Annotated in this window: 18 protein-coding genes and 1 pseudogene; 10 read left to right on the top strand and 9 right to left on the bottom strand. The window is 68.7% G+C overall.

Translation table 11 applies throughout. From position 1 onward, the window contains the following. Nucleotides 1–70: 70 nt before the first annotated feature. Nucleotides 71–274, bottom strand: coding sequence for a YdcH family protein (locus A9K58_RS14785; RefSeq protein WP_053516066.1), 204 nt, complete (start codon nt 272–274; stop codon nt 71–73). Between the two features lie 92 nt (nt 275–366). Here A9K58_RS14785 and ttcA point away from each other — a divergent pair, with 92 nt between their 5' ends. The 3 genes from ttcA to A9K58_RS14770 are packed head-to-tail and all read left to right on the top strand — an operon-like array spanning nt 367 to nt 3,068. Next, nucleotides 367–1,287 carry a tRNA 2-thiocytidine(32) synthetase TtcA gene (gene ttcA, locus A9K58_RS14780; RefSeq protein ID WP_065200057.1) on the top strand — a complete coding sequence of 307 codons (921 nt, stop codon included), beginning with the start codon at nt 367–369 and terminating at the stop codon, nt 1,285–1,287. A 36-nt stretch (nt 1,288–1,323) separates the two neighbouring features. Continuing rightward, the gene (locus A9K58_RS14775; RefSeq protein WP_065200056.1) at nt 1,324–2,229 is read left to right on the top strand and encodes a recombination-associated protein RdgC; all 906 of its coding nucleotides are present in this window, start codon (nt 1,324–1,326) and stop codon (nt 2,227–2,229) included. A 59-nt stretch (nt 2,230–2,288) separates the two neighbouring features. Then, nucleotides 2,289–3,068 carry a M48 family metallopeptidase gene (locus tag A9K58_RS14770; RefSeq protein WP_065200055.1) on the top strand — a complete coding sequence of 260 codons (780 nt, stop codon included), beginning with the start codon at nt 2,289–2,291 and terminating at the stop codon, nt 3,066–3,068. Between the two features lie 179 nt (nt 3,069–3,247). On the opposite strand, the gene A9K58_RS14765 is transcribed toward A9K58_RS14770, so the two are convergent. Next, nucleotides 3,248–4,114 (bottom strand): methylglyoxal synthase, encoded by an 867-nt coding sequence (locus A9K58_RS14765; RefSeq protein WP_065200054.1) that lies wholly within the window; start codon nt 4,112–4,114, stop codon nt 3,248–3,250. 167 nt (nt 4,115–4,281) lie between these two features. Here A9K58_RS14765 and A9K58_RS14760 point away from each other — a divergent pair. After that, a pseudogene (locus tag A9K58_RS14760) lies at nt 4,282–6,684 on the top strand (ATP-binding protein); the annotation flags it as partial. Here A9K58_RS14760 and A9K58_RS14755 read toward each other — a convergent pair. From A9K58_RS14755 to A9K58_RS14745, 3 genes are all read right to left on the bottom strand, one after another. After that, nucleotides 6,673–8,118 (bottom strand): FAD-dependent oxidoreductase, encoded by a 1,446-nt coding sequence (locus A9K58_RS14755; protein ID WP_065200053.1) that lies wholly within the window; start codon nt 8,116–8,118, stop codon nt 6,673–6,675. The pseudogene A9K58_RS14760 and the gene A9K58_RS14755 sit on opposite strands and share 12 nt — an antisense overlap. A gap of 50 nt (nt 8,119–8,168) precedes the next feature. Continuing rightward, nucleotides 8,169–12,623 (bottom strand): glutamate synthase large subunit, encoded by a 4,455-nt coding sequence (gene gltB / locus A9K58_RS14750; protein ID WP_065200052.1) that lies wholly within the window; start codon nt 12,621–12,623, stop codon nt 8,169–8,171. A gap of 174 nt (nt 12,624–12,797) precedes the next feature. Beyond that, nucleotides 12,798–13,187, bottom strand: a complete 390-nt coding sequence (locus A9K58_RS14745) for an I78 family peptidase inhibitor (RefSeq protein WP_065200149.1) — start codon at nt 13,185–13,187, stop codon at nt 12,798–12,800. 112 nt (nt 13,188–13,299) lie between these two features. Between A9K58_RS14745 and A9K58_RS14740 the strand changes: the two genes are divergently transcribed. Continuing rightward, entirely contained in the window at nt 13,300–14,355 is a 1,056-nt protein-coding gene (locus A9K58_RS14740; RefSeq protein ID WP_065200051.1) for a DNA topoisomerase IB, read from the top strand. Here the strand turns inward: A9K58_RS14740 and A9K58_RS14735 are convergent. Beyond that, complete coding sequence (locus tag A9K58_RS14735; RefSeq protein WP_065200050.1) at nt 14,333–14,641, bottom strand: hypothetical protein; 309 nt, start codon at nt 14,639–14,641, stop codon at nt 14,333–14,335. The two genes, A9K58_RS14740 and A9K58_RS14735, sit on opposite strands and share 23 nt — an antisense overlap. A gap of 152 nt (nt 14,642–14,793) precedes the next feature. On the opposite strand from A9K58_RS14735, the gene A9K58_RS14730 reads away from it, so the two are divergent. The 3 genes from A9K58_RS14730 to A9K58_RS14720 all read left to right on the top strand — a co-directional run bounded on the left by A9K58_RS14730 (nt 14,794) and on the right by A9K58_RS14720 (nt 17,176). After that, nucleotides 14,794–15,027 carry a hypothetical protein gene (locus A9K58_RS14730; RefSeq protein WP_065174491.1) on the top strand — a complete coding sequence of 78 codons (234 nt, stop codon included), beginning with the start codon at nt 14,794–14,796 and terminating at the stop codon, nt 15,025–15,027. Between the two features lie 31 nt (nt 15,028–15,058). Then, nucleotides 15,059–16,168 carry an SDR family oxidoreductase gene (locus A9K58_RS14725; protein WP_065200049.1) on the top strand — a complete coding sequence of 370 codons (1,110 nt, stop codon included), beginning with the start codon at nt 15,059–15,061 and terminating at the stop codon, nt 16,166–16,168. 381 nt (nt 16,169–16,549) lie between these two features. Then, the gene (locus A9K58_RS14720) at nt 16,550–17,176 is read left to right on the top strand and encodes a hypothetical protein (protein WP_081284095.1); all 627 of its coding nucleotides are present in this window, start codon (nt 16,550–16,552) and stop codon (nt 17,174–17,176) included. Between the two features lie 9 nt (nt 17,177–17,185). On the opposite strand, the gene A9K58_RS14715 is transcribed toward A9K58_RS14720, so the two are convergent. Together A9K58_RS14715 and A9K58_RS19720 are read right to left on the bottom strand one after the other, a co-directional pair. Then, on the bottom strand, nt 17,186–17,638 hold the full coding sequence (locus tag A9K58_RS14715; protein ID WP_155760512.1) for a hypothetical protein: 453 nt from the start codon (nt 17,636–17,638) through the stop codon (nt 17,186–17,188). A 2-nt stretch (nt 17,639–17,640) separates the two neighbouring features. Further along, on the bottom strand, nt 17,641–18,072 hold the full coding sequence (locus A9K58_RS19720) for a Rap1a/Tai family immunity protein (RefSeq protein WP_196769204.1): 432 nt from the start codon (nt 18,070–18,072) through the stop codon (nt 17,641–17,643). Nucleotides 18,073–18,314: 242 nt separating this feature from the next. On the opposite strand from A9K58_RS19720, the gene A9K58_RS14705 reads away from it, so the two are divergent. Next, nucleotides 18,315–18,701, top strand: a complete 387-nt coding sequence (locus tag A9K58_RS14705; RefSeq protein WP_065200045.1) for a BlaI/MecI/CopY family transcriptional regulator — start codon at nt 18,315–18,317, stop codon at nt 18,699–18,701. 3 nt (nt 18,702–18,704) lie between these two features. Continuing rightward, nucleotides 18,705–20,678: a M56 family metallopeptidase gene (locus A9K58_RS14700; RefSeq protein ID WP_065200044.1), complete on the top strand. Its 1,974-nt coding sequence runs from the start codon at nt 18,705–18,707 to the stop codon at nt 20,676–20,678. Nucleotides 20,679–20,745: 67 nt separating this feature from the next. On the opposite strand, the gene A9K58_RS14695 is transcribed toward A9K58_RS14700, so the two are convergent. Beyond that, nucleotides 20,746–21,060: an I78 family peptidase inhibitor gene (locus A9K58_RS14695; RefSeq protein ID WP_065200148.1), complete on the bottom strand. Its 315-nt coding sequence runs from the start codon at nt 21,058–21,060 to the stop codon at nt 20,746–20,748. Nucleotides 21,061–21,068 lie beyond the last annotated feature (8 nt).

Raw genomic sequence — 21,068 nt, 5'->3', positions numbered from 1 at the left:
GATGTGGACCTTGGTCCACACACTCTCCCCCGCCGTGCCAACCAAGGTTGGCACCCACCCGAACCCGGCCTCAGGCCGGCTCGTCGGGAATCTGCAGGCTTTCCAGCCGGGTAATGCAGTCCTTCAGCTGCAGCTTGCGGCGCTTCAGGCGCTTGGATTCCAGCTCGTCCTCGCCGTTGGCGGCCATGCGGGTGATCTGTTCATCCAGCAGGCGGTGCTCGGCGCGCAGGGCGGCGAGGCGTTCGGCAATCTCGGCGGGGCTGTAGGTGTCCACGGCCTCCGAGCATACACAGCGATGATGACTGCCGGGAGAGGGGAACCCCGACCCCCGGCCGCCGCCGTTGCAAGCCGTTAGAATGGACCCCCATGAGTGCCGTGATCTCCCTTCCCGACCCCCTGCCGCGCGCGCCCCGCGATCCGCGCGTGGCCGAGCGCGAGCAGCACAAGCTGGCCAAGCGCCTGCGCCGCCAGGTCGGCGAGGCGATTGCCGACTTCGGCATGATCGAGGCCGGTGACAAGGTGATGGTCTGCCTGTCCGGGGGCAAGGACAGCTACACCCTGCTGGACGTGCTGCTTCAGCTGCAGAAGAAGGCGCCGGTGCCGTTCGAGCTGGTGGCGGTGAACCTGGATCAGAAGCAGCCGGGTTTTCCCGAACACATCCTGCCGGAGTACCTGGCCGGGCTGGGCGTGCCGTACCACATCATCGAGCAGGACACCTATTCGGTGGTCAGCCGGGTCATCCCGGAGGGCAAGACGATGTGTTCGCTGTGCTCGCGCCTGCGTCGCGGTGCGCTGTACAACTACGCCGAAACCCACGGCTTTACCAAGATCGCGCTGGGCCACCATCGCGACGACAGGGTGGCCACGTTCTTCATGAACCTGTTCCACCACGCCAAGCTGTCGGGCATGCCGCCGAAGCTGCGCAGCGACGACGGCAAGCACGTGGTGATCCGGCCACTGGCCTACGTGCGCGAAAGCGACATCGTCGACTACGCGCAGGCGCGCCAGTTCCCGATCATTCCCTGCAACCTTTGCGGCAGCCAGGAGAACCTGCAGCGGCGCCAGGTCGGCCTGATGCTCAAGCAGTGGGAGAAGGACCACCCGGGCCGCATCGAGCAGATCGCGCGTGCCATGGGCGATGTCCGGCCCTCGCAGCTGGCTGATACCACCCTGTTCGACTTCATGGCGCTGGGCCGCCGCGACGATGCGCCGCTGCCCGACGCCCATGCCTGGCTGGCCGGTACCCCGGCTGACGCCGACGCAGATCCCGAGACGCCCACCGTTTAAGGTCGGTCGCCCATCCTCTTCACCCTCCGGAATTCCATGTTCTTTCGCAACCTGACGTTTTTCCGCTTCCCGACCACCACCGATTTTTCCGAAGTCGACAGCCTGCTGCCGCATGCCGTGCTCAAGCCGGTCGGCGCACTGGAAATGAATTCGCGTGGCTTCATTTCGCCCTTCGGCCGCGAGGAGAAGGACGTGCTTTCCCATCGCATCGCCGAGCACCTGTGGCTGACCGTGGGCGGCGAGGACAAGATCCTGCCGGCGGCGGTGGTCAACGACCTGCTCGAGCGCAAGCTGGAGGAGATCGAGGAGAAGGAGGGCCGTCGCCCCGGGGGACGCGAGCGCAAGCGCATGAAGGACGACCTGCTGCATGAACTGTTGCCGCGCGCCTTCGTGAAGTCCTCGCGCAATGATGCCTTCATCGACCTGCAGCACGGCTACGTGGCGGTGGATACCTCCAGCCGCAAGACCGGCGAGTACTTCATGTCCGACATCCGCGGCCTGCTGGGCAGTTTCCCGGCCATGCCGCTGAACGCTGAAGTCGCGCCGCGCTCGATCCTGACCGGCTGGATCGCCGGCGAGCCGCTGCCGACCGGGCTGAGCCTGGGCGAAGAGTGCGAGATGAAGGATCCGGTGGAAGGCGGTGCGGTGGTCAAGTGCCAGCACCAGGAACTGCGCTGCGACGAAATCGACAAGCACCTGGATGCCGGCAAGCAGGTGACCAAGCTGGCGCTGATCTTCGAGGACAACCTGTCCTTCGTCATCGGCGACGACCTGATCGTGCGCAAGCTGAAGTTCCTCGACGGCGCCCTGGACCAGCTGGAGCATGCCGACGAAGACGGCCGCCGCGCCGAGTTCGACGCCCGCTTTGCCCTGCAGAGCGCCGAGATCCGCCGCCTGTTCCTGTTGCTCGAAGAAGCCTTCAAGCTCAGCAAGGCTGACTGAACACGCACCTCATGGGCCGCCGGTCATCTGGCGGCCCGAAGCGGCGCTATGCTGGGCACATGAGCCGTCTGCTGCGCCGCCTGATCAGCCCGACCCCGCCCGCCACCGTGCAGCGCGACACTGTGCGCCTGCGCCTGGAGGATGCCGAGATCGAGGTGCTGCGCGTGCGCGATCCGCGTGCGCGCCGGATCAAGCTGAGCGTGGACGAGCGCGGCGCACGCCTGACCCTGCCGCCGCGCGCAAGTCTGGTGATGGGCGAACGCTTCCTGGAACAGCACCGCGACTGGCTGGCACTGCAGCTGCGCCAGTACCAGGGCCAGGGCCTGCCGGCCCCGCTGCAGCCGGGCGAGGACGGCGTGCTGCCGTTGCGCGGCGAATTGTTGCCGCTGCGCTGGCAGGAAGGCCGCTACGCACGGCTGGAGATCGACGCGCACGGCGCCTGTGTGCAGTGGCCGGCCCGTGGTGGTGACGCCACCCTGCGCCGCCTGCTGCGCGAGTTCTACGAAGCGCAGACCCGCGCCGACGTCGGCCGCTGGCTGCCGAAGTACCTGCCCACCCTGCCACGCGCGCCCAGCCGCCTGCGATTGAAGGTGATGTCCTCGCAATGGGGCTCGCTCGCCCCCGATGGCAGCATGGCACTGGACCTGGCCCTGGTGCTGGGCCGCCCTGAGGCGTTCGAGTACGTGCTGGTGCACGAGCTCTGCCACCTCATCCAGCCGAATCACTCGCCCGCGTTCTGGCACGAAGTGGAACAACGCTTCCCCGCCTGGCGCGATCAGCGCGATTACTTCCAGCTGGAAGGGCGCCGACTGAAGGCCATGCTCCGGCAACTGCTGTAGAGCCGAGCCGATGCTCGGCTAATGCGCGTAGCGCTTCTATTCAGCCCTTGCGACCAAAAGCGGCCGAGCATGGCTCGGCCCTACAAAAGCGCGCGACCCGCTCTTGCTCTTCCGTCCTTCTTCCGTGGCTGCCATGCACGGAAACTGTCCGAGGCCGGCTCAGCCGTTGGCCGAAACCCTCACCCCGCGCGCAACGCGGCTGCGGCCGCCCAGCGCGCCGCCACCCGCGGTGCGGTGATGCACACCGCCTGGTCGGTGACCGTGGTCACCGCGCGTTCCAGCAGCTGGATATCGGCCTCGTGCTGGCGGGCCACATGCGGATCCTCGAAGAAGATCGCGCGCTGGCAACGCCCTTCCAGCACCCGGTCGGCAATCTGTGCATCACCGCCCATCGGGCCGCTCTGATAGCGCGTCACCCACGGCGTATCACTCGGCCAGCCGCGGCTCCAGGCCAGCTGGTTCAGCTGCTGGCCGGTGGTGCCGGTGGCCACCCGCTCGGCGAACCGCGCCAGCACATCGAAGTGTTCATCGGCGAAGTCGAGCATCGCCGGTTTCATCGCATCGTGCGCGATCAACGCCAGCGTCTGTGTCCCGAATGCATGCAGATCGTCGGCGCCGGCATCGGCGGCCAGGCCAGCATGGATGCGCTCCACCTCGACCCAGTCACGCGCCGTGGCCACGGTCGAAATGAACGGTTTGCCGTGGATGACACATTGGCGCTTCAGCGCGGTGGCTTCCGGGAACACCGAAGAGGGATCCACCGGGTCGATCAGGTAGATGGCGCCATCCAGTGTCCGTTCCGGGCCCATGCCGACCACTTCGGCAACCAGCTTCATCAGGCCACCCTGGCGGCCATAGGGATAGGGGCGAAGGCCCTCGTATCCGCGCAGGAAGCCTTGCTGCATGATCGCGCCGTAGGTACGGCCGACCGCGTGCAGTGATACGCCCAGCTCCCGCAGCCCGCGTTCGCTGGCATGCAGCCAGCGGAACAGAGCGGCGCGCGCATCGTGATGGTGGAGACGGTTGGCTGCCAGGCCGATACGCATCGAAGGCTCCGCGAGTACGGGTTGAAGCGGCAGTGTATGTCGGCATGTCCCTGTGTGGATGCTTTTGCAACTTTCTTCATTGCTGCTCGCCCGCACGTCGCTAGCGTGACAGGCAGCGGTACCGCTGAGCGGCCGTTTCTTTCGCCCGCCAGATGAGGACACCCACCGTGAATGCCGCCGGCCTCCCTGCAGCCGCTGCTGTCATGGCCTGCCTGCTGTTGCCTGCCGTTGCCCTTGCCGCTGGCTGCGAGACGCCGCTGCGACTTGCCTGGCCTTCCGACCGCGCACCGTTGTCATCCAGCGCGCAGGGCCGGGCGAATGGGCTTGCCGCCCACTACCTGGCGCTGCTGGGCGAACAGGTTCCGCTGCGCGCGCAGCCACTGCCGGCGAGCATCGTCGACGAGGGCGGCCCGCCGCCCGGGACCCAGGCACTGCTGGGCTGGCCGCGCTCGCAGCTGCCCGCCGGCTGGGTCGCCAGCGCCCCCTACCTGCAGTTGCCGCAGGTGATCGTGCGCCGCCGGGACGCCCCGCCCATGCTGGGCCTGGGTGGCCTGGACGGGCATACCGTCGCCAGCCCCGACCGGCACCCGCTGGCGGAGATGCTGGCCAGGCAGGCGCCGGGCGCGCAGCTGCTTCCCCCGGCGCCGCTGGATGACGCGCTGTCCCTGCTGGGCACGGGCATGGTCGATGCGGTCGTCGCCAATCTCGGTGAAGTCGAAGCCGCGCTGCGCCGCTACCGGGGCGATCCGCTGCGGATCGCCGCACCGGCCGGCTTCGACGATGCGCTGGTGCTGGCCACCCGGCCCGCCTGTGCGGGGATCATTCCCGGCTTTGACCGGGCCGTGTCGCGATTGACCGACGCGCAGCGCGGCATGATCCGCAACGCCTGGTTGCCAGCGCAGGCGCGCAACCGCTCATCGTTGTCGCCCCTGCGCTGGCTGGTACCGGCGTCGCTGGTCCTGTTGGCGCTGGCCCTGGTTCACGCCTATGGCTACTGGCGCGTGCGTCGCGAAAGCGCGCGCCGGCGCGTGCTGGAGCAACGCCTGCAGGAAGTGACCGCCAACCTGCCCGCCGTGGTCTACCAGGCGCGCCGCTCGGCCAGCGGGCACTACAGCTTTCCGCATATCGCCGGGGACGTGCAGGCGCTGTTCGGAATAAGCGTGGAGACCGCGCGGATCGATCACCCGCGGCTGCTGGCGGCCGTCCATCCCGATGACCGCAGCCGGGTGGTGGACTGCGTGGAGGCGGCGGCGTTGACGCGCGGCCCGATCGACGTCACCTTCCGCACGCGCTCGCCGCAGGGCTGGCGCTGGGTACGTTCGCATGGGCGGCCGCTGTCCTGTGATGACAGCAACGTCGAGTGGAGTGGCTACTGGATCGACGTCAGCGAGGTGCAGTCGCGCACGCGTGCGCTGGCCGAGGCACGCCGTGGCGCCGAGCAGGCCGCGCAGGCCAAGACCCATTTCCTGGCAACAATGAGCCATGCGATCCGCACCCCGATGAGCACCCTGCTGGGCATGCTCGAACGCCTGGCCGGCACCGCCCTGGACGCACGCCAGCGGCAGGTGCTGGCCACGGTCGGCGATGCCGCGCAGATGTTGCGGCAGATTCTCGACGATGTGCTGCACAGCCAGCGCCTGCAGGCGCTGCCAGTGCAGCTGCGCCCCACCGACCTGGCGGCGCTGGTGCACGCCGTCCAGCAGCTGCTGATGCCGGTGGCCGCCAGCAGCGGCCTGTACCTGCAGGTCGTGCTCGATCCGGCGTTGCAGGCAGGGTCGCTGGTCGACAGCCTGCGCCTGCGCCAGATCCTGTTCAACCTGGCCGGCAATGCGCTCAAGTTCACCCGGCAGGGCGGGGTGGAACTGCGCGTGCAGGTAATGCAGCAGCACGAACAGGGCCAGCGGCTGCGGCTGCAGGTGAGCGACAGCGGCGTGGGCATCAGTGCGGAACGGCAGCAGGCCGTGTTCGCCGCCTACACCCAGGCCGACATGTCGACCACGCGCCGCTTCGGCGGCAGTGGCCTGGGCCTGGCGATCTGCCGCGAGCTGGCCAACTCGATGGGCGCCCAGCTGCAGCTGCGCAGCACGCTCGGCGAGGGCACCCACGTCTGGCTGGAACTGGACGTGGCCAGCTGCGAGCTGCCTGTGGATGCAGCGTCGGCGGAGGGCCTGGGGGAGCGCCTGCCGGCAGCGCGGGTGCTGGTGGCGGAGGACCATCCGACCAACCTGCATCTGCTGGAGCTGCACCTGCGCGAGCTTGGCCTGCAGGTACGGGCCTGCGCCGATGGACGGCAGGCGCTTGAAGCATGGCAGGCGCAGCCGTTCGAGCTGGTGATCACCGACTGCCACATGCCGTGCATGGACGGCTTCGCGCTGGCGCGCGCGATCCGCGCGGACGCCTGCAGTACGCGTGCACAGGTGCCGATCATCGCGCTCACTGCCAGCGTCCTGGACCGGACCCGCGAGGCCTGCCGTGATGCCGGTATCGACCACTTCCTGGCCAAACCCGTGGAGGCGCGCGAGCTGCGCGCACTGCTGGCCGGACTGCTGGTGCCGGCGTCAGCGCGAAAGCAGGCGGACGATGCTGGCGGCGGCGTCGCGGCCCTCGGCCACGGCAGTCACGACCAGATCGGCGCCGCGAACCGCGTCGCCACCGGCGAACAGGCGCGGATGCGCGGTCTGGAACGGTAGACGGTCCTTGCCACCGGCGAGGATGCGGCCGTTGGACTGGCCTTCCACCCCCAACTCGGCCAGCCACGCCGGCACGCTCGGCGAGAAGCCGAAGGCGATGATCACCACGTCCGCCTCCAGCAGCGATTCACTGCCCTCGATCGGCACCGCGTTCTGGCGGCCGTTGGCATCGGGCTCGCCCAGCCGGGTCTCGACCACGGTCACGCCGATCACTTCGTCATCGGCGCCTGCTTCGATCGACAGCGGCTGCCGGTTGAACAGGAAGCGCACGCCTTCTTCGCGCGCGTTGGCGACTTCGCGCGCGCTGCCGGGCATGTTGGCCTCGTCTCGGCGGTAGGCGCAGGTGACCTTGGCCGCTCCCAGCCGCACTGCGCTGCGCACGCAGTCCATGCCGGTGTCGCCGCCGCCGAGCACCACCACGCGCTTGCCATTGAGGTCGGGCAGGGCAATGGTGTCTTCCCAGCCGGCGATCGGCCGGCCGCGCGGATCGTCGCCGCCGACGATGCGGCTGTTCTGCACCAGGAACGGCAGCGCCGGCAGCACGCCCTTGAGGTCCTGGCCTGGCAGGCCCCCGTCGGTGTAACGGTATGCGCCGGTGCCGATGAACACCGCATCGTAGGTGTCCAGCAGCTGCTGCACGCTGAGGTCGCGGCCGATCTCCACGCCAAGGCGGAACTGCACGCCCATGCCCTCCAGCACCTCGCGGCGGCGGTGGATCACGTCCTTGTCCAGCTTGAAGCTGGGAATGCCGAACTGCAGCAGGCCACCGATCTGCTCGTAGCGGTCGTACACCACCGCGGCGACGCCGGCGCGGGCCAGGCGGTCGGCACAGGCCAGCCCGGCCGGGCCGGCACCGATCACGGCGACGCTGCGGCCGGTCGGTTGCACGGCCTGCAGATCCGGGCGCCAGCCGCTGGCCAGTGCGGTATCGACGATGTACTTCTCCACCGCGCCGATGGTGACCGCTCCGAACTCCTCGAGGGTGCAGCTGCCCTCGCACAGGCGGTCCTGCGGGCAGACCCGGCCGCACACTTCCGGCAGCGGATTGGTGCTGTGGCACAGCGTGGCCGCTTCGTGGATGCGGTTCTCCTGCACCAGCTGCAGCCACTGCGGAATGGCGTTGTGCACCGGGCACTTCCAGCTGCAGTACGGGTTGCCGCAGTCCAGGCAGCGGCCAGCCTGGTACTGCGCGTCTTCCTTGCCGAATTTTCCATACAGCTCACCCCAGTCGCCGGAGGTGCGCAGTTCCACCGGGATGCGCTGCGGCATGGTGCGGGGCAGGTCGAGGAACTGGAAAGCGTGCTTGCGGCTCATGATGGGCTCTGTGGTGTTTTCCGGTTGCCGGGCAGTGGCCGGCACTACCGTTACGCGGCGCGGCGCAGGGTCTCGGTCAGCGACTCGATGCTGGCGGCCTTCGGTTTGACCAGCCAGAACTTGCCGATGTAATCGCGGAACTCGTCCAGGATCTGCTGTGCCCAGATGCTGCCGGTCAGCTCGCGGTGGCGGCCGATCAGGCGGTGCAGGTGCTGGCGGTAGTTCTCGAAGCCTTCGGCGGACACGCGATGGATGTCGATCAGCTCGTGGTTGTAGCGGTCGACGAAATCGCGATCGACATCCAGCACGTAGGCCAGGCCGCCAGTGAAACCGGCGCCGAAGTTCAGGCCGACCTTGCCCAGCACCAGCACCACGCCGTCGGTCATGTACTCGCAGCAGTGGTCACCGGCCCCTTCCACCACTGCCAGCGCGCCGGAATTGCGCACGGCGAAACGTTCGCCAGCCCGGCCGGCGGCGAACAGCTCGCCGCCGGTGGCACCGTACAGGCAGGTGTTGCCGATGATGGCGGTGCTGCGCGCCTCGAAGCGCGCGCCACGCGGCGGCCGCACCACCAGCCGGCCGCCGGCCATGCCCTTGCCGACGTAATCGTTGGCTTCGCCTTCCACTTCCAGGTGCAGGCCGCCGACGTTGAAGGCGCCGAAGCTCTGCCCGGCACTGCCGCGGAAGCGCAGTTCCAGCGGCGCGTCGGCCATGCCCTGGTTGCCATGCGTACGCGCCACCGCCCCGGCCAGGCGGGTGCCGATGCTGCGGTCGGTGTTGTGGATCAGGAAGCGGTGCTCACCGCCACGCTTGTGCCTGATCGCCTCCGCCAGCAGGCCATCCATCTGCGTGGCCAGGCTGTCCGGGGATTCGTACAGGCGCTGGGCTGCGCAGTGGCTGCCTTCATAGCGGCTGTCGGCCAGCAGGCGTGACAGGTCTACCCGCACGCCTTCGCGCGGCGCGGCCTCGACCTGCCGCAGCAGGTCCGTGCGGCCGACGATCTCGTCCAGCGAACGCGCGCCCAGGTACGAGAGCCAGCCGCGCACTTCCTCGGCCAGCAGGCGGAAGAAGTTCTCCACGCGTTCGGGCTGGCCGGTGAAGTGGTTCTCGCGCAGCCGCTCGTCCTGGGTGGCAACACCAGTGGCGCAGTTGTTGAGATGGCAGATGCGCAGGTACTTGCAGCCCAGCACGATCATCGGCGCAGTGCCGAAGCCGAAGCTGTCCGCGCCCAGCAGCGCAGCCTTGACCACGTCCAGGCCGGTCTTCAGTCCACCGTCGGTCTGCAGCAGGGTGCGCCCGCGCAGATCGTTGGCCAGCAGCGCCTGGTGCGCCTCGGCCACGCCCAGTTCCCAGGGCACGCCGGCATAGCGGATCGAGCTGACCGGCGAGGCGCCGGTACCGCCGTCATGGCCGGAAATGGTGATCAGGTCGGCACCGGCCTTGACCACGCCGGCGGCAATCGTGCCAACGCCGGCATGGCTGACCAGCTTCACCGATACCAGCGCGTTGGGATTGACCTGCTTGAGGTCATAGATCAGCTGCGCCAGGTCTTCGATCGAGTAGATGTCGTGGTGCGGCGGTGGCGAGATCAGGCCGATGCCCGGGCGCGCATAGCGCAGCCGGGCGATCAGTTCGTTGACCTTGTGGCCGGGCAGCTGGCCGCCTTCGCCGGGCTTGGCACCCTGCGCGACCTTGATCTGCAGGACCTCGGCGTTGACCAGGTATTCGGCGGTGACGCCGAAGCGGCCCGAGGCCACCTGCTTGATCTTGCTGCGCCGCTGCGTGCCGTAGCGTGCCGGGTCTTCGCCGCCTTCGCCCGAGTTGCTGCGGCCGCCGAGGCGGTTCATGGCGATGGCCAGGGCCTCGTGCGCCTCCGGTGACAACGCCCCAAGGCTGATGGCCGCGGTATCGAAGCGCGGGAACAGGGTTTCGGCAGGGGCCACCTCGGCCAGCGGCACGGGCGTGGCCGCGGGTACCAGCTGCAGCAGGTCGCGCAGCGCCGAAGGCGGGCGTGCATGTACCGCATCGCAGTATTGCTGCCAGGCGCGCGGGTCGCCGCTGCGCGCCGCGCGTTGCAGGGTGGTGACCACGTCCGGGTTGTACATGTGGTATTCGCCGCCGTGCACGTACTTCAGCAGGCCGCCGACATCGACGTCGTGCAGCTTGTCCCAGGCCTGCGCGCACAGCGCGCGCGCATCGGCATCCAGCCGCGCGAACCCGGCGCCACCGATGCGCGAGGCAGTATCGGGGAAGCACAGGTCGACGACTTCCGGCTCCAGGCCGATGATCTCGAACAGCTGGGCACCGCGGTAACTGGCCACGGTACAGATGCCCATCTTCGAGATGATCTTCGACAGGCCCTTGTAGATGCCCTTGCGGTAGCGGCGGCCGATCTGCGACTGCTCGCCGCCCTTGCTGAGCTTGAGGATGCCGCGACGGCCGAGGTCGAACAGGGTCTGGTAGGCCAGGTACGGGTACACCGCAGTCGCGCCGAAGCCGAGCAGGCAGGCCATATGGTGCGGATCGCGCGCGGTGCCGGTTTCCACGATCAGGTTGACGTCGCAGCGCAGGCCCAGCCGCGACAGGTGGTGGTGGATGGCGCTGGTGGCCAGCAGCGCGTGCACCATCGGCCGGCCGGCCACCGGATAGCGGTCGGACAGCAGCAGCATCACCATGCCTTCGCGCGCGGCCTGTTCGGCTTCGGTGCAGATGCGCTCGATGCCGGCACGCAGGCCCTCCTCCTCGCTGTAGGACAGGTCGAGCAGGCGGTTGGCCTGCACGTACTGGTCCATCTTCAGCAGCTGGCGCAGCTTGCGCTGGCTCAGCACGGGCGAGTTGAGGATGACATGGTTCACCGTCTCCGGGCCGGCATGGAAGATGTTGGTCTCCTTGCCAAGCTGGGTGGACAGGGACATCGCGCAGTCTTCGCGCAGCGGATCGATCGGCGGGTTGGTGACCTGCGCGAAGGCCTGGCGGAAGTAGTCGTACAGCGGACGGCTGCGTTGGCTCAGCACCGCCATCGGCGTGTCGTCGCCCATCGAGCCGGTGGCTTCCTGTTCGGTTTCGGCCAGCGGCCGCAGCACCTGCTCCACCTCCTCGCTGCTGAGCTGGTACAGCTTGTGGTAGCTGCGCAGGGTGCCTTCGTCGAACGGCTCTTCCACCAGTGACGGATCGATCAGCTCGGTCTGCAGGTAGGTCACGCCCTGCTGGAGCCATTGCTTGTACGGGGCACGGCCACGATTGATGCGGTCCACCGCCTCCGAATCGAGCAGATCGCCGCGCTTGAGGTCGATCGCGATCATCTCGCCAGGGCCGAGCTTGCCCTTGCGCACCACGCGCTCGGTCGGCACTTCCCACACGCCCGCTTCGGAGGCGACCAGGAAGTGGCGATCGGCGGTCAGCATCCAGCGCGCCGGGCGCAGGCCGTTGCGGTCCAGCGTGCACACTGCGTAGCGGCTGTCGCAGGCGACGATGCCGGCCGGGCCATCCCACGGCTCGCTGTTCAGGCCATGGAATTCATAGAACGCCGCCAGGTCCGGATCCTTGAACTCCAGCGACTGGGTGGCCGGCGGTACCAGGATGCGCAGCGCCTGGATCAGCTCCATGCCGCCGGCAACCATCAGCTCCAGCATGTTGTCCAGGCTCTGCGAGTCCGAACCGTGCATGGAGATCACCGGGTCGAATTCGGCAATGTCGAAGCGCGGCGTCTTCCACACCTTGCTGCGCGCCTGTGCCCAGCGGCGGTTGCCTTCGATGGTATTGATCTCGCCGTTGTGGGCGAGCATCCGGAACGGGTGGGCCAGCGGCCAGCGCGGCAGCGTGTTGGTCGAGAAGCGCTGGTGGAACACGATCGCGCTGGAGGCCAGTTCGCGGCGCTGCAGGTCCGGATAGAAGCGGCTGAGCTTGTCCGGGAGCACCATGCCCTTGTAGCTGATCGCGTCCGGAGTGAGGGTGGTGACGTAGAAATCAGCGTGATCGCGCAGCTGCTGTTCGCTGCGGCGGCGGGCCAGGAACAGCGCCAGCGCGAAGCCGGCGTCATCCTGGCCGATGCCTGCATCGACGAACACCTGTTCGATGCGCGGCAGGGTATCGCGCGCCAGCTGGCCGCAGACGCTGTCGTCGGTCGGTACTTCGCGCCAGCCGGCGACCTTGCAGCCGACCGCTTCGACCTGCGCCTGCAGCTGGGTGCGGCAGGCGTGGGCGGCATCGGCGTCGTGGGGAAGGAACACCAGGCCGGCAGCAAAGCGCGCGGCGAGGGGGATGCCGGCTTCGCCGGCCAGCAGTTTCAGGAAGGCATCGGGGCGGCGCAGCAGCAGGCCGCAGCCATCGCCGGTCAGGCCATCGGCGGCGACACCACCGCGGTGGGTCATGCGCGAAAGCGCGGCAATGGCGGTGTCGACCAGCAGGCGCGAAGGTTGGTCGTCGAGCTGGGCGACCATGCCAAAGCCACAGGCATCGCGCTCGGAGCGCGGGTCGTAAAGCCCTTGGCGGTTGCGGGGGGCCATCTCTACCTCGATGCGTATAGGGTTGGCGGCGACACTCGTCCCCGCTCATTCCCTGGAGCGCATCGTGAGGCCACCGGATGCCTCGACTAGATCACAGGTTGCTGCAATGCCGCAATACACGGTTGCAGGTGCAACGGAACGCGCCGGCAACCCAGTGCCGGCGCGGGGTGGGACTCAGCCGCAGCGCACGCCGCTGACCAGGCCCTTGTCGTCCACTTCGATGTTCAGGCGGTCGCCGAGGAACTCCATGGTGGCCACGTCATTGGGCTTCAGCACGCGGAGCTGGCTGGCACCGGCATCCTCCTGCGCCTGCTTGCCGAGGGCATCGGTGTAGGCCTGGCCGACCAGGCTCTGCACCTGGCTGGCATCGCAGCTGCCGACCGGCGGGGCCTCGGTGGCCTTGCCGGCCTCATCGGCCGGTGCCTTGGCCGCTTCGGCGGCCTGCTGGGCATGCGCGGTGGCCGCATCCTGTTCATCCAGCGCCGGCGCCTGGCAGGCAGTCAGGGCCAGCACGGCCGGCAGCAGCAGGGCGGAAAGCGAACGGGCGCGAATCGGGAACGGCATCATGACTCCGGAAGGGGTTGTGAGCGCCTGAGCATAGCGGCGAACCGGTCCTCACGTGTTTGTCTTGCGTTATCGACAGGATCGCGGCGCCGCCCTGGCGACACTGTCGCGCATGCCAGCCGCTGCCACCCCCGAACGCCAGGCGGCACGCGCCGCCGGCCTGCGCTATGTCGATGACACCCAGCCGGGCATCAGCCGGCGCCGCGCCGGCAGGGGTTTCAGTTACCGCGATGCCGATGGCCACGTGGTGCGCGATGCTGCCACCCTGCAGCGCATCCGCGCGTTGGCGATCCCGCCGGCGTACACCGCCGTATGGATCTGTGCCCATGCCAACGGCCACCTGCAGGCCACCGGACGCGATGCACGCGGACGCAAGCAGTACCGCTATCACCCGGACTGGGCGAAAGAGCGGGACGCCGGCAAGTTCGACCGTGTCATCGCCTTCGGTGAAGCCCTGCCGGCATTGCGCAGGCGGCTGTCGCGCGATCTCAGGCGGCCAGGCTTCCCGAGGGAAAAGGTGCTCGCCGTGGTGGTCGCGCTGCTGGCCGATACCCTGGTGCGGGTAGGCAACGAAGCCTATGCGCAGCAGAACCGTTCCTTTGGGCTGACCACGCTGCGCAACCGCCATCTGGAATTGCTGCGCGGGGGCCGGGTCCGGATGCGTTTCCGCGGCAAGTCCGGGCAGTTGCAGGAAGTGACCGTCGGTGACCGCCGGCTCGCGATGCTGGTGCGGCGCCTGCAGCAGCTGCCAGGGCAGGCGCTTTTCCAGTACCGCGATGACCAAGGCGCCGTGCAGCCGGTGGATTCCGGGGCGGTGAACGACTACCTGCGCGGGGTGATGGGCGAAGACTTCACGGCCAAGGACTTCCGTACGTGGGGCGGTACCGTGGCGGCTGTGCAGGCGTTCGCGGCGACCGGCGTGCCGGAACCGGCCAGCCGGCGCGCGCTGGCGCAGGCGCAGCGTGCCGTGGTGTGCCAGGTGGCTGCGCGGTTGGGCAACACGCCGGCCGTGTGCCGCAAGGCCTATATCGACCCCTGCGTATTTACCGGCTGGGAGCGTGGCGAACTGGCCAAGCTGGCCGGCCTGCGTGGCCCGCGGCAGTGGGAACAGGCCACCCTGCGCGTGCTGCGCCGGGCGCGCCGGCTCAGCCGCAGTAGATCGCGGTGATGTTGTTGGTGCGGCCCTCCTCGATGGTCAGGCGGTCACCGCCTTCGCTGGCCGGTGGCACCCGCGGGCCGTCGTGACGCAGCACGCGTACCTGCAGGCTGTCGCTATCCACGCGTGCGCGCGCAACGGTCGCGTCGGAGGCGGCAAGGCCCACCGCGCCGCGCACCCTGTCGCTGTGGCACTGGCCGGATATCACGCCGTCGATCGGCTGCACCTGGGCCATCGGCGTGCTGTTGCAGGCGGCAACGGCCACGCTCAGTACAGCTACGCTGAATGCGCGCATCATGGTCCTGCTCCGTGGTGGTGAGGGGGCCAGCGTGCCGCGCGCGGCGTGGTGGCGGCATGAACGGCGTGCACGCACGGGACACGGAGCATTCACCGTTGCCGACAAGAGCGACGGTCACACTGCGGGTCCCTTCCACTCCACGGAGGTACGCCATGGCGACCTGCGATGTCTGCGGCAACGACTACGACAAGAGCTTCACCCTGCAGCAGGGCGGGCGCAGCGGAACCTTCGACTCGTTCGAATGCGCGATCCATGCCTTCGCACCGCGCTGCGCGCACTGCAACTGCGCGGTGATCGGCCATGGCGTCGAAGGCAACGGCCAGATCTTCTGCTGTGCGCATTGTGCCGGCCACGCCGGCGTGCAGGGTGTGGCCGACCGCGCCTGACCGACTCGATCACACGTTCGAAGGAGATCGCATGGCTACCAGCAAGAAGGTTCCCGCCCGCCGCAAGGCCTCGCCGCAAGTGCGCAAGAGCGCGGAGACAGTGGCGGGCCGGAGCGGTAGTGCCGCGCGGACCCGCGTGGTGAAGACCGCAACCCGCAAGGCCGCCGCCGGTGATCCTCGCGCCGCCCGCGTTGCGGCACGGCAGCGACGCCTGCAGGACCAGGAGAAGGCCAAGGACGCACGCGCGGCCAGCAAGGCCACGAAGAAGCGCGCGACCCAGGCGGGCACGCGACGCCAACCGGAAACGATGCCGGCCCAGCACCTGGCCAAGCCCGGGCATGAGCACGAACTGGCGCTTGCGCCGCGCTTCCTCGCGCCTGACTACGCCGGCAGCGGCAAGCTGCAGGGGATGCGCGCGATCATCACCGGCGGCGACTCCGGGATCGGCCGCGCGGTCGCCGTGCTGTTCGCCCGCGAGGGGGCCGACGTAGCGGTACTGCACCTGGACGAGGCCGAAGATGCCGAAATCACCCGCCAGCACGTGGAAAAGGAAGGCGGTCGCTGCCTGGTGATCGCCGGTGACGTGCGTGACCCGCGCTTCTGCGACAAGGCAGTGAAGCAGGTGGCCAAGGCCTTCGGCGGCATCGACATCCTGGTCAACAACGCGGCCTTCCAGCTGCATTGCGAACGCCTGGAGGACCTGGAGGATGCGCATCTGCAGGAAACCCTGCAGACCAACATCGGCGGCTACATCCAGATGGCGCGCGCGGTGCTGCCGCACCTGGGCGAAGGCGCCAGCATCATCAACACGGGCTCGGAAACCGGCCTCTTCGGCAGCAAGGCGTTGATCGACTATTCGGCAACCAAGGGCGCCATCCATGCGTTCACCAAGGCGCTGGCCAGCCAGCTGCTGCCGCGTGGGATACGGGTCAACTGCGTGGCACCGGGGCCGGTATGGACGCCGTTGAATCCGGCCGACAAGCAGGCCCCGAAGGTGGCGGAGTTCGGCAAGGACAGCGACATGGGGCGCCCGGCACAGCCGGAGGAGCTCTCGCCGGCGTATGTGTTCCTGGCCTCGCCGGCCTGTGCCAGCTACATCAGCGGGGTGATCCTGCCGGTGATGGGCGGTCCGCGGGGCTGACGGGGGCGCATACCGATCGGCGATGCGCGGAATGAAGCGCTGCGGGTTGGCGCCGGCCAGGTTGGTGGACCTGGCCGTCCTTGACCACTGCGATCTGGCCCGGAATGCGCTCGTCCTGCGGTGTCTGGCGGATCAGGCGGCGAGCCAGTTCGTTCGCCGGCTCCGGGCTGGCTGGCGCGGTCGAAAGGGGCAGAGCAGCAAGCAGCAGGAGGGTTTAGATCTGCCGTTGCGACTTCCGCAAGAGAGGACATTCCAGCGGGGCGGGCAGTCCACCCTGACTGCATTGATGCCGATCAGCGAACGGATGATGCCTGCTGCCGGACTTGCTACAGTCTGTCCGCTGCACGCAACGCGGACCCATGCCCGGGCGGAATGGCGGCGATGTCCGAACCGTATTCGGCTTTTCTCAGATTGAGGATTTCACGCGCAGATCTTGCGCGGTGGCTTGCGGCCGCACCGCCGGACGTGTCCCGCTGGTCGGACTGGCGCTCGATCGGCGGGCAGTGGAGTCTTCCTGGAGGCGGGGATCTTTCCGACCCGGATGCTCCAGGTCTGCAGACGCTCATTTCAGACTGCAACGCCATGTTGGCGCGCCATCCGGACAACCGCGCGGCACTGGAGTTCGTGCTGGGATCCGCAGAGGCGGAGAACATCAGGATCGCGGCCTATGACCGCCACGGAAGGCACTTCGTTGCCGGGTCGTTGACCTATTCGGAGAGTCTCTACGACATCCTGTTCTTTCTGGCCTTGGGGCGCAGCGCAGCCGAGTTCCTGGCCACGGACGATGCCGGCCTGGTCGTTGTCCACGACTATCTGTGGGGCGAGGACGGCGAGCGGAGAACGGTCGCCGCGCTTGGGCTTGCTGGAAACGGACACTCCGCATTCCTGGAGCCCGACGCCTCCGGTGCCGCCGCCCGCGCGTTCGACGAACGGGTCGAGGCGATGCTGGATGGACAGGACGATCCGGAATTCTTCCCGCGCGATCAGCTGGAAGATCTGCGGGACTGATCCCGCGCATCAGCTATTGTTGAAGGGCACATAGGGTGTAAACGGCCTGGAAGGATCGAAGTCCTTCTGGCCGGGGTAAAGAAGGCAATAGAGCCTGCCTTCATGCACGACTGCCAACGGGTAACAGGCCTCCTGCCTGCTCATTCCGCCTGCGCCGCATTTCTGAAGCCCTTCCAGCACCTCCATGGCGGTGCACTTTCCGGCCTTGCAGTCATGTTCCCTGATCGCGCTGAAGCCTTTTGAATAGAAGATCCGCGGTGCTGGATAGCGCGGCAGCGGTTGCAGGTGCTTCGCCAGGGCGGCGTAGGCCCTGTCCACTTCCTCCCGCTCACCCAGGTTGAACGTGGAAGGCGAGTCCGATGTGAACCTGAACTTCGCAGGATCCGTCTCGCACTCCCACGCATGTGAGACGGGAATGTGCAGCACAAGCAATGCGAACGCACTGATCAAGGATCGGGACATCATCACTCCTGGGCAGGCCTGCTGTTGCTCGATGGAGCCGCATGGGCACAGGGGAAAGAGTGAACCAGAGCTTCCCGCGCCAGCGTCGAGGCGTCTTCCTCGAGGCGGGCGCGCGGAAGCGCCTTCAGGTGGCTGTACACGCGGTCCACAAGCTCATGGGGCAGTACCGTGGCTCGTCCACACCATTGCCCGGCACTGCTGTCGGCGACTGCCGCGATGTAACCCTGGGCCCAGGACACCGCGCGAGCGCGGCACAGTGCGTCGCTGCACTCACGCCCCTCCTCGCTGCCTGTGATTCGCTCCAGCAGTGCGTGGCCACTTGAAAGTGCATTGCCTGCGTCTGCGGCATGCGCGGGCAGGGCGGAGGACAGGCACGCCGCAAGGAAGGAGGCTGTTGAAGGCCGCCGCAGCCAGCGGCCAACCGGAGTGCGCATGCATGCGATTCCTGAAGATGGAGAAGAGAAGGCTCGTCGCCAGGGCCAACTCTATCGGATCGGCCTGCCCGACCGGGATGCACGCGCCCGGCGGAAGGGGGCGCCAGGGAACGCTGTGCAGAAAGAGGCGGGGGATGCTGCGCTTGAACCCCTACCGTTCGTCGGCCCGTGACTTCCGGGGGGTTGACTACAACTGTCGTCACGCGGACAGTGACGACACGTGTAGTCAAGGGAGTGCTGTCATGCGAGGCAAGACGATCGGGGACCAGGAACTGGCCCTGCTGCAGTACATCGATGAACATGCGCCGGCCAGCGTCGGCGAGGTCGCCTGCGGCTATGGCGAGGCGCGTGGCCTGGCTCGTTCCACCGTGCTGACGATGATGGAGCGGCTGCGCGCGAAGGGCTATCTTCAGCGCGAGCAGCGGGACGGCGTCTACCGCTACCACGCCACCCGTGGCCCGGAAAGCGTGCTGCAGGGCGCCGTGGCCCAGTTCGTCGACAACACCCTGCAGGGCTCGGTGTCGCCGTTCGTGGCCTACCTGTCGCAGCGCCAGCAGGTCAGCGACAACGAGCTGGCCGAGCTGGAAGCGCTGGTCGCCCAGCTCCAGTCGCGCCGCAACGAGGGCTGAGCCATGGATACCACGATGCTGATCCCGATGCTGGAACGGCTCGGCTGGACCAGCCTGCAGACCGTGCTGTTGGTGGCGCTGGTATACGGCGTGTGCCGCGTGCTGCCGTCACTGCCGGCGGCCACCCGCTGCCGCCTGTGGTGGCTGGTTTCGCTGCAGGCCGTGCTGGGCCTGTTCTGGCGCCAGCCGCTGCAGCTGGCGTGGCTGCCGGCGCCGCAGGCGGTGGCGATGACCACGACCGGTGTGGCCGCCGATACGGTCCAGCCGCTGGCGCCGGAAGCTGCGACGCAGCTGTTGGCCGCGATGCCGACGCCTGCGGCGGACGTGCCGGCGGTGGCCTGGTGGGCGGTGGCCCTGGCTGCGCTGTGGATGTCCGGTGTGCTGTTGATGGCCCTGCGTACCGTCGGTGAGTGGCGCCGCTGCCGCGCGCTGCTGGCCACTGCGCGTCCCTGCGAAGACGCAGCGCTGGTGCAGGCGCTGCAGCTGGCCTCGGACGCGCATGGGCTGCGCCGCGCACCGCGGCTGTGGATGAGTACGCAGGTGGATGCACCGCAGCTGGTGGGGCCGTTCCGTCCGGTGCTGCTGCTGCCGGCCGGCGACAACGCCCTGCAGGGCGACGCGCTGGACCTGGCCCTCACTCACGAACTGCAGCACCTGCAGCGGCGTGACCTGCAGTGGGGCCTGATGCCCGCACTGGCCCAGCACCTGTTCTTCTTCCACCCGCTGCTGCGCCTGTCGGTGCGCGAATACGCACAGGCGCGCGAGGAAGCGGTGGACGCGGCGGTGGTCGGGCAGCACGGCGCCAGCCGCCAGGCCTACGGCCGCCTGTTGCTGCAACTGGGGGTGGCACCGCAGCCGCACCTGGGCGTGGCCAGTGCTGCGCCGAGCACCACCAGCCTCAAGCGCCGCCTGCTCTCGCTGCAGCCGCGCCGGGCCTGCCCGCGCCTGCTGGCGATGGCACTGACCAGCGCGGTTCTGCTGTTCGGCGTAGCGCCGATGCGACTGGTCGCGGCGCCGGTGCCGCCACCTCCGCCGGCGCCTCCGGTGGCCCCATGGGCCGTGCCGCCAAAGCCGCCCGTGCCGGAGGCACCGCCGGCTCCTCCGCTGCCGGCACGCGCACCGGCAGTGCCGGCTGCCCCCGCAGCGCCCGCCGAGCCGGTCGATGCCGAAGAACCCACGGATCCCGAGGATGCCGACGTGGCGGGCATCGACGATCCCACCGGCATCGACGACACCCGTGACGGCACCTCCATCACCAACTATGGCCGCCTGGACCTGGGCACGCCGCCACCGCAGGCCTTCGTGCTGGTCGATGGTGATTCGACCTTTGCCAGTGGCGGCATCGATGATGTGAAGCGGGCCCGCAGCCAGCTCGGCAAAGGGCCGGCGCTGTGGTTCCGCCAGGGCGACACGCGCTATGTGGTGCGTGATCAGATGCTGATCCAGACCCTGCAGCGCGCCTACCGTGGTGCGGTGGATCTGGGCCGCCAACAGAGCGAACTGGGCCGTCAGCAGAGTGCGCTGGGCCGCCAGCAGGGTGAACTCGGCAGGCAGATGGGCGAGATGGGCCGGCTGCAGGGCGAGGAAGCACGCCGCATCGCTTTGATGGCCGCCGAGGCAGCACGCAGTGCGATGGCCAGCCACGACATCAACCGTGAGGCCGCTGCGGAAGCGGCGAAGGCGGCGCGGGGCGCGACCGACGATGCCGCCATTGCGCGTGAGGCCGCACGTGAGGCCGCGGCAGAGGCACGCCGCGCGATGCAGGAAGCCCGTAGCGATGCCGCGCAGGCCGGCCGCACCCGCGACATGCAGCGGCTGGCCAGCCAGCAGTCTGAACTGGCCAGCCGCCAAGCGGCGCTGGGCAGCCAGCAGGCCGCGCTCGGCGAACGCCAGGCACGCCTCCACGCACAGGCAACGCAGCGTGCGCAGGAGGTGATTGCCCGCGCACTGGCCAGCGGAAAGGCCGAACGACTCTGATCGGTAGGGCCGGCCGCTGGCCGGTGATGGGGAGGAGCCGGCCAGCGGCCGGCACTACCCGGGTCGATCAACCGCAGCTGGCGCGCTCGATGCGGTTCTGCGCGTCCACCTGCACGGTCACGCGGTCCTGCCGGAAGTCCATGGTCACCGCCATGCCCGGTTTGACCACGCGTGCACCGCGTGCGCCGCTGGCGGCCACCAGCTTCCTGATCGTGGCTTCATCGGCGGTCTGGCCGGTGAAGGCTTCCAGCGCCTCCGGTCTGCATTCGTGCCCGGCATCGGCCACTGGCGCCGGCGCGGGATCGTGGGCGGTGCTGCTGCCGGCGTGGCTGCAGGCGGCCAAGGGCAGGATGGCGAGCAGGACAAGGGGGTTGAGGCGCATCATCGGCT

Origin of the sequence: Stenotrophomonas maltophilia (assembly GCF_001676385.1) — a bacterium.
Lineage (GTDB): Bacteria > Pseudomonadota > Gammaproteobacteria > Xanthomonadales > Xanthomonadaceae > Stenotrophomonas > Stenotrophomonas maltophilia_J.
The sequence above is the reverse complement of the archived record's forward strand: the minus strand, read 5'-3'. Positions and strand labels throughout refer to the sequence as shown.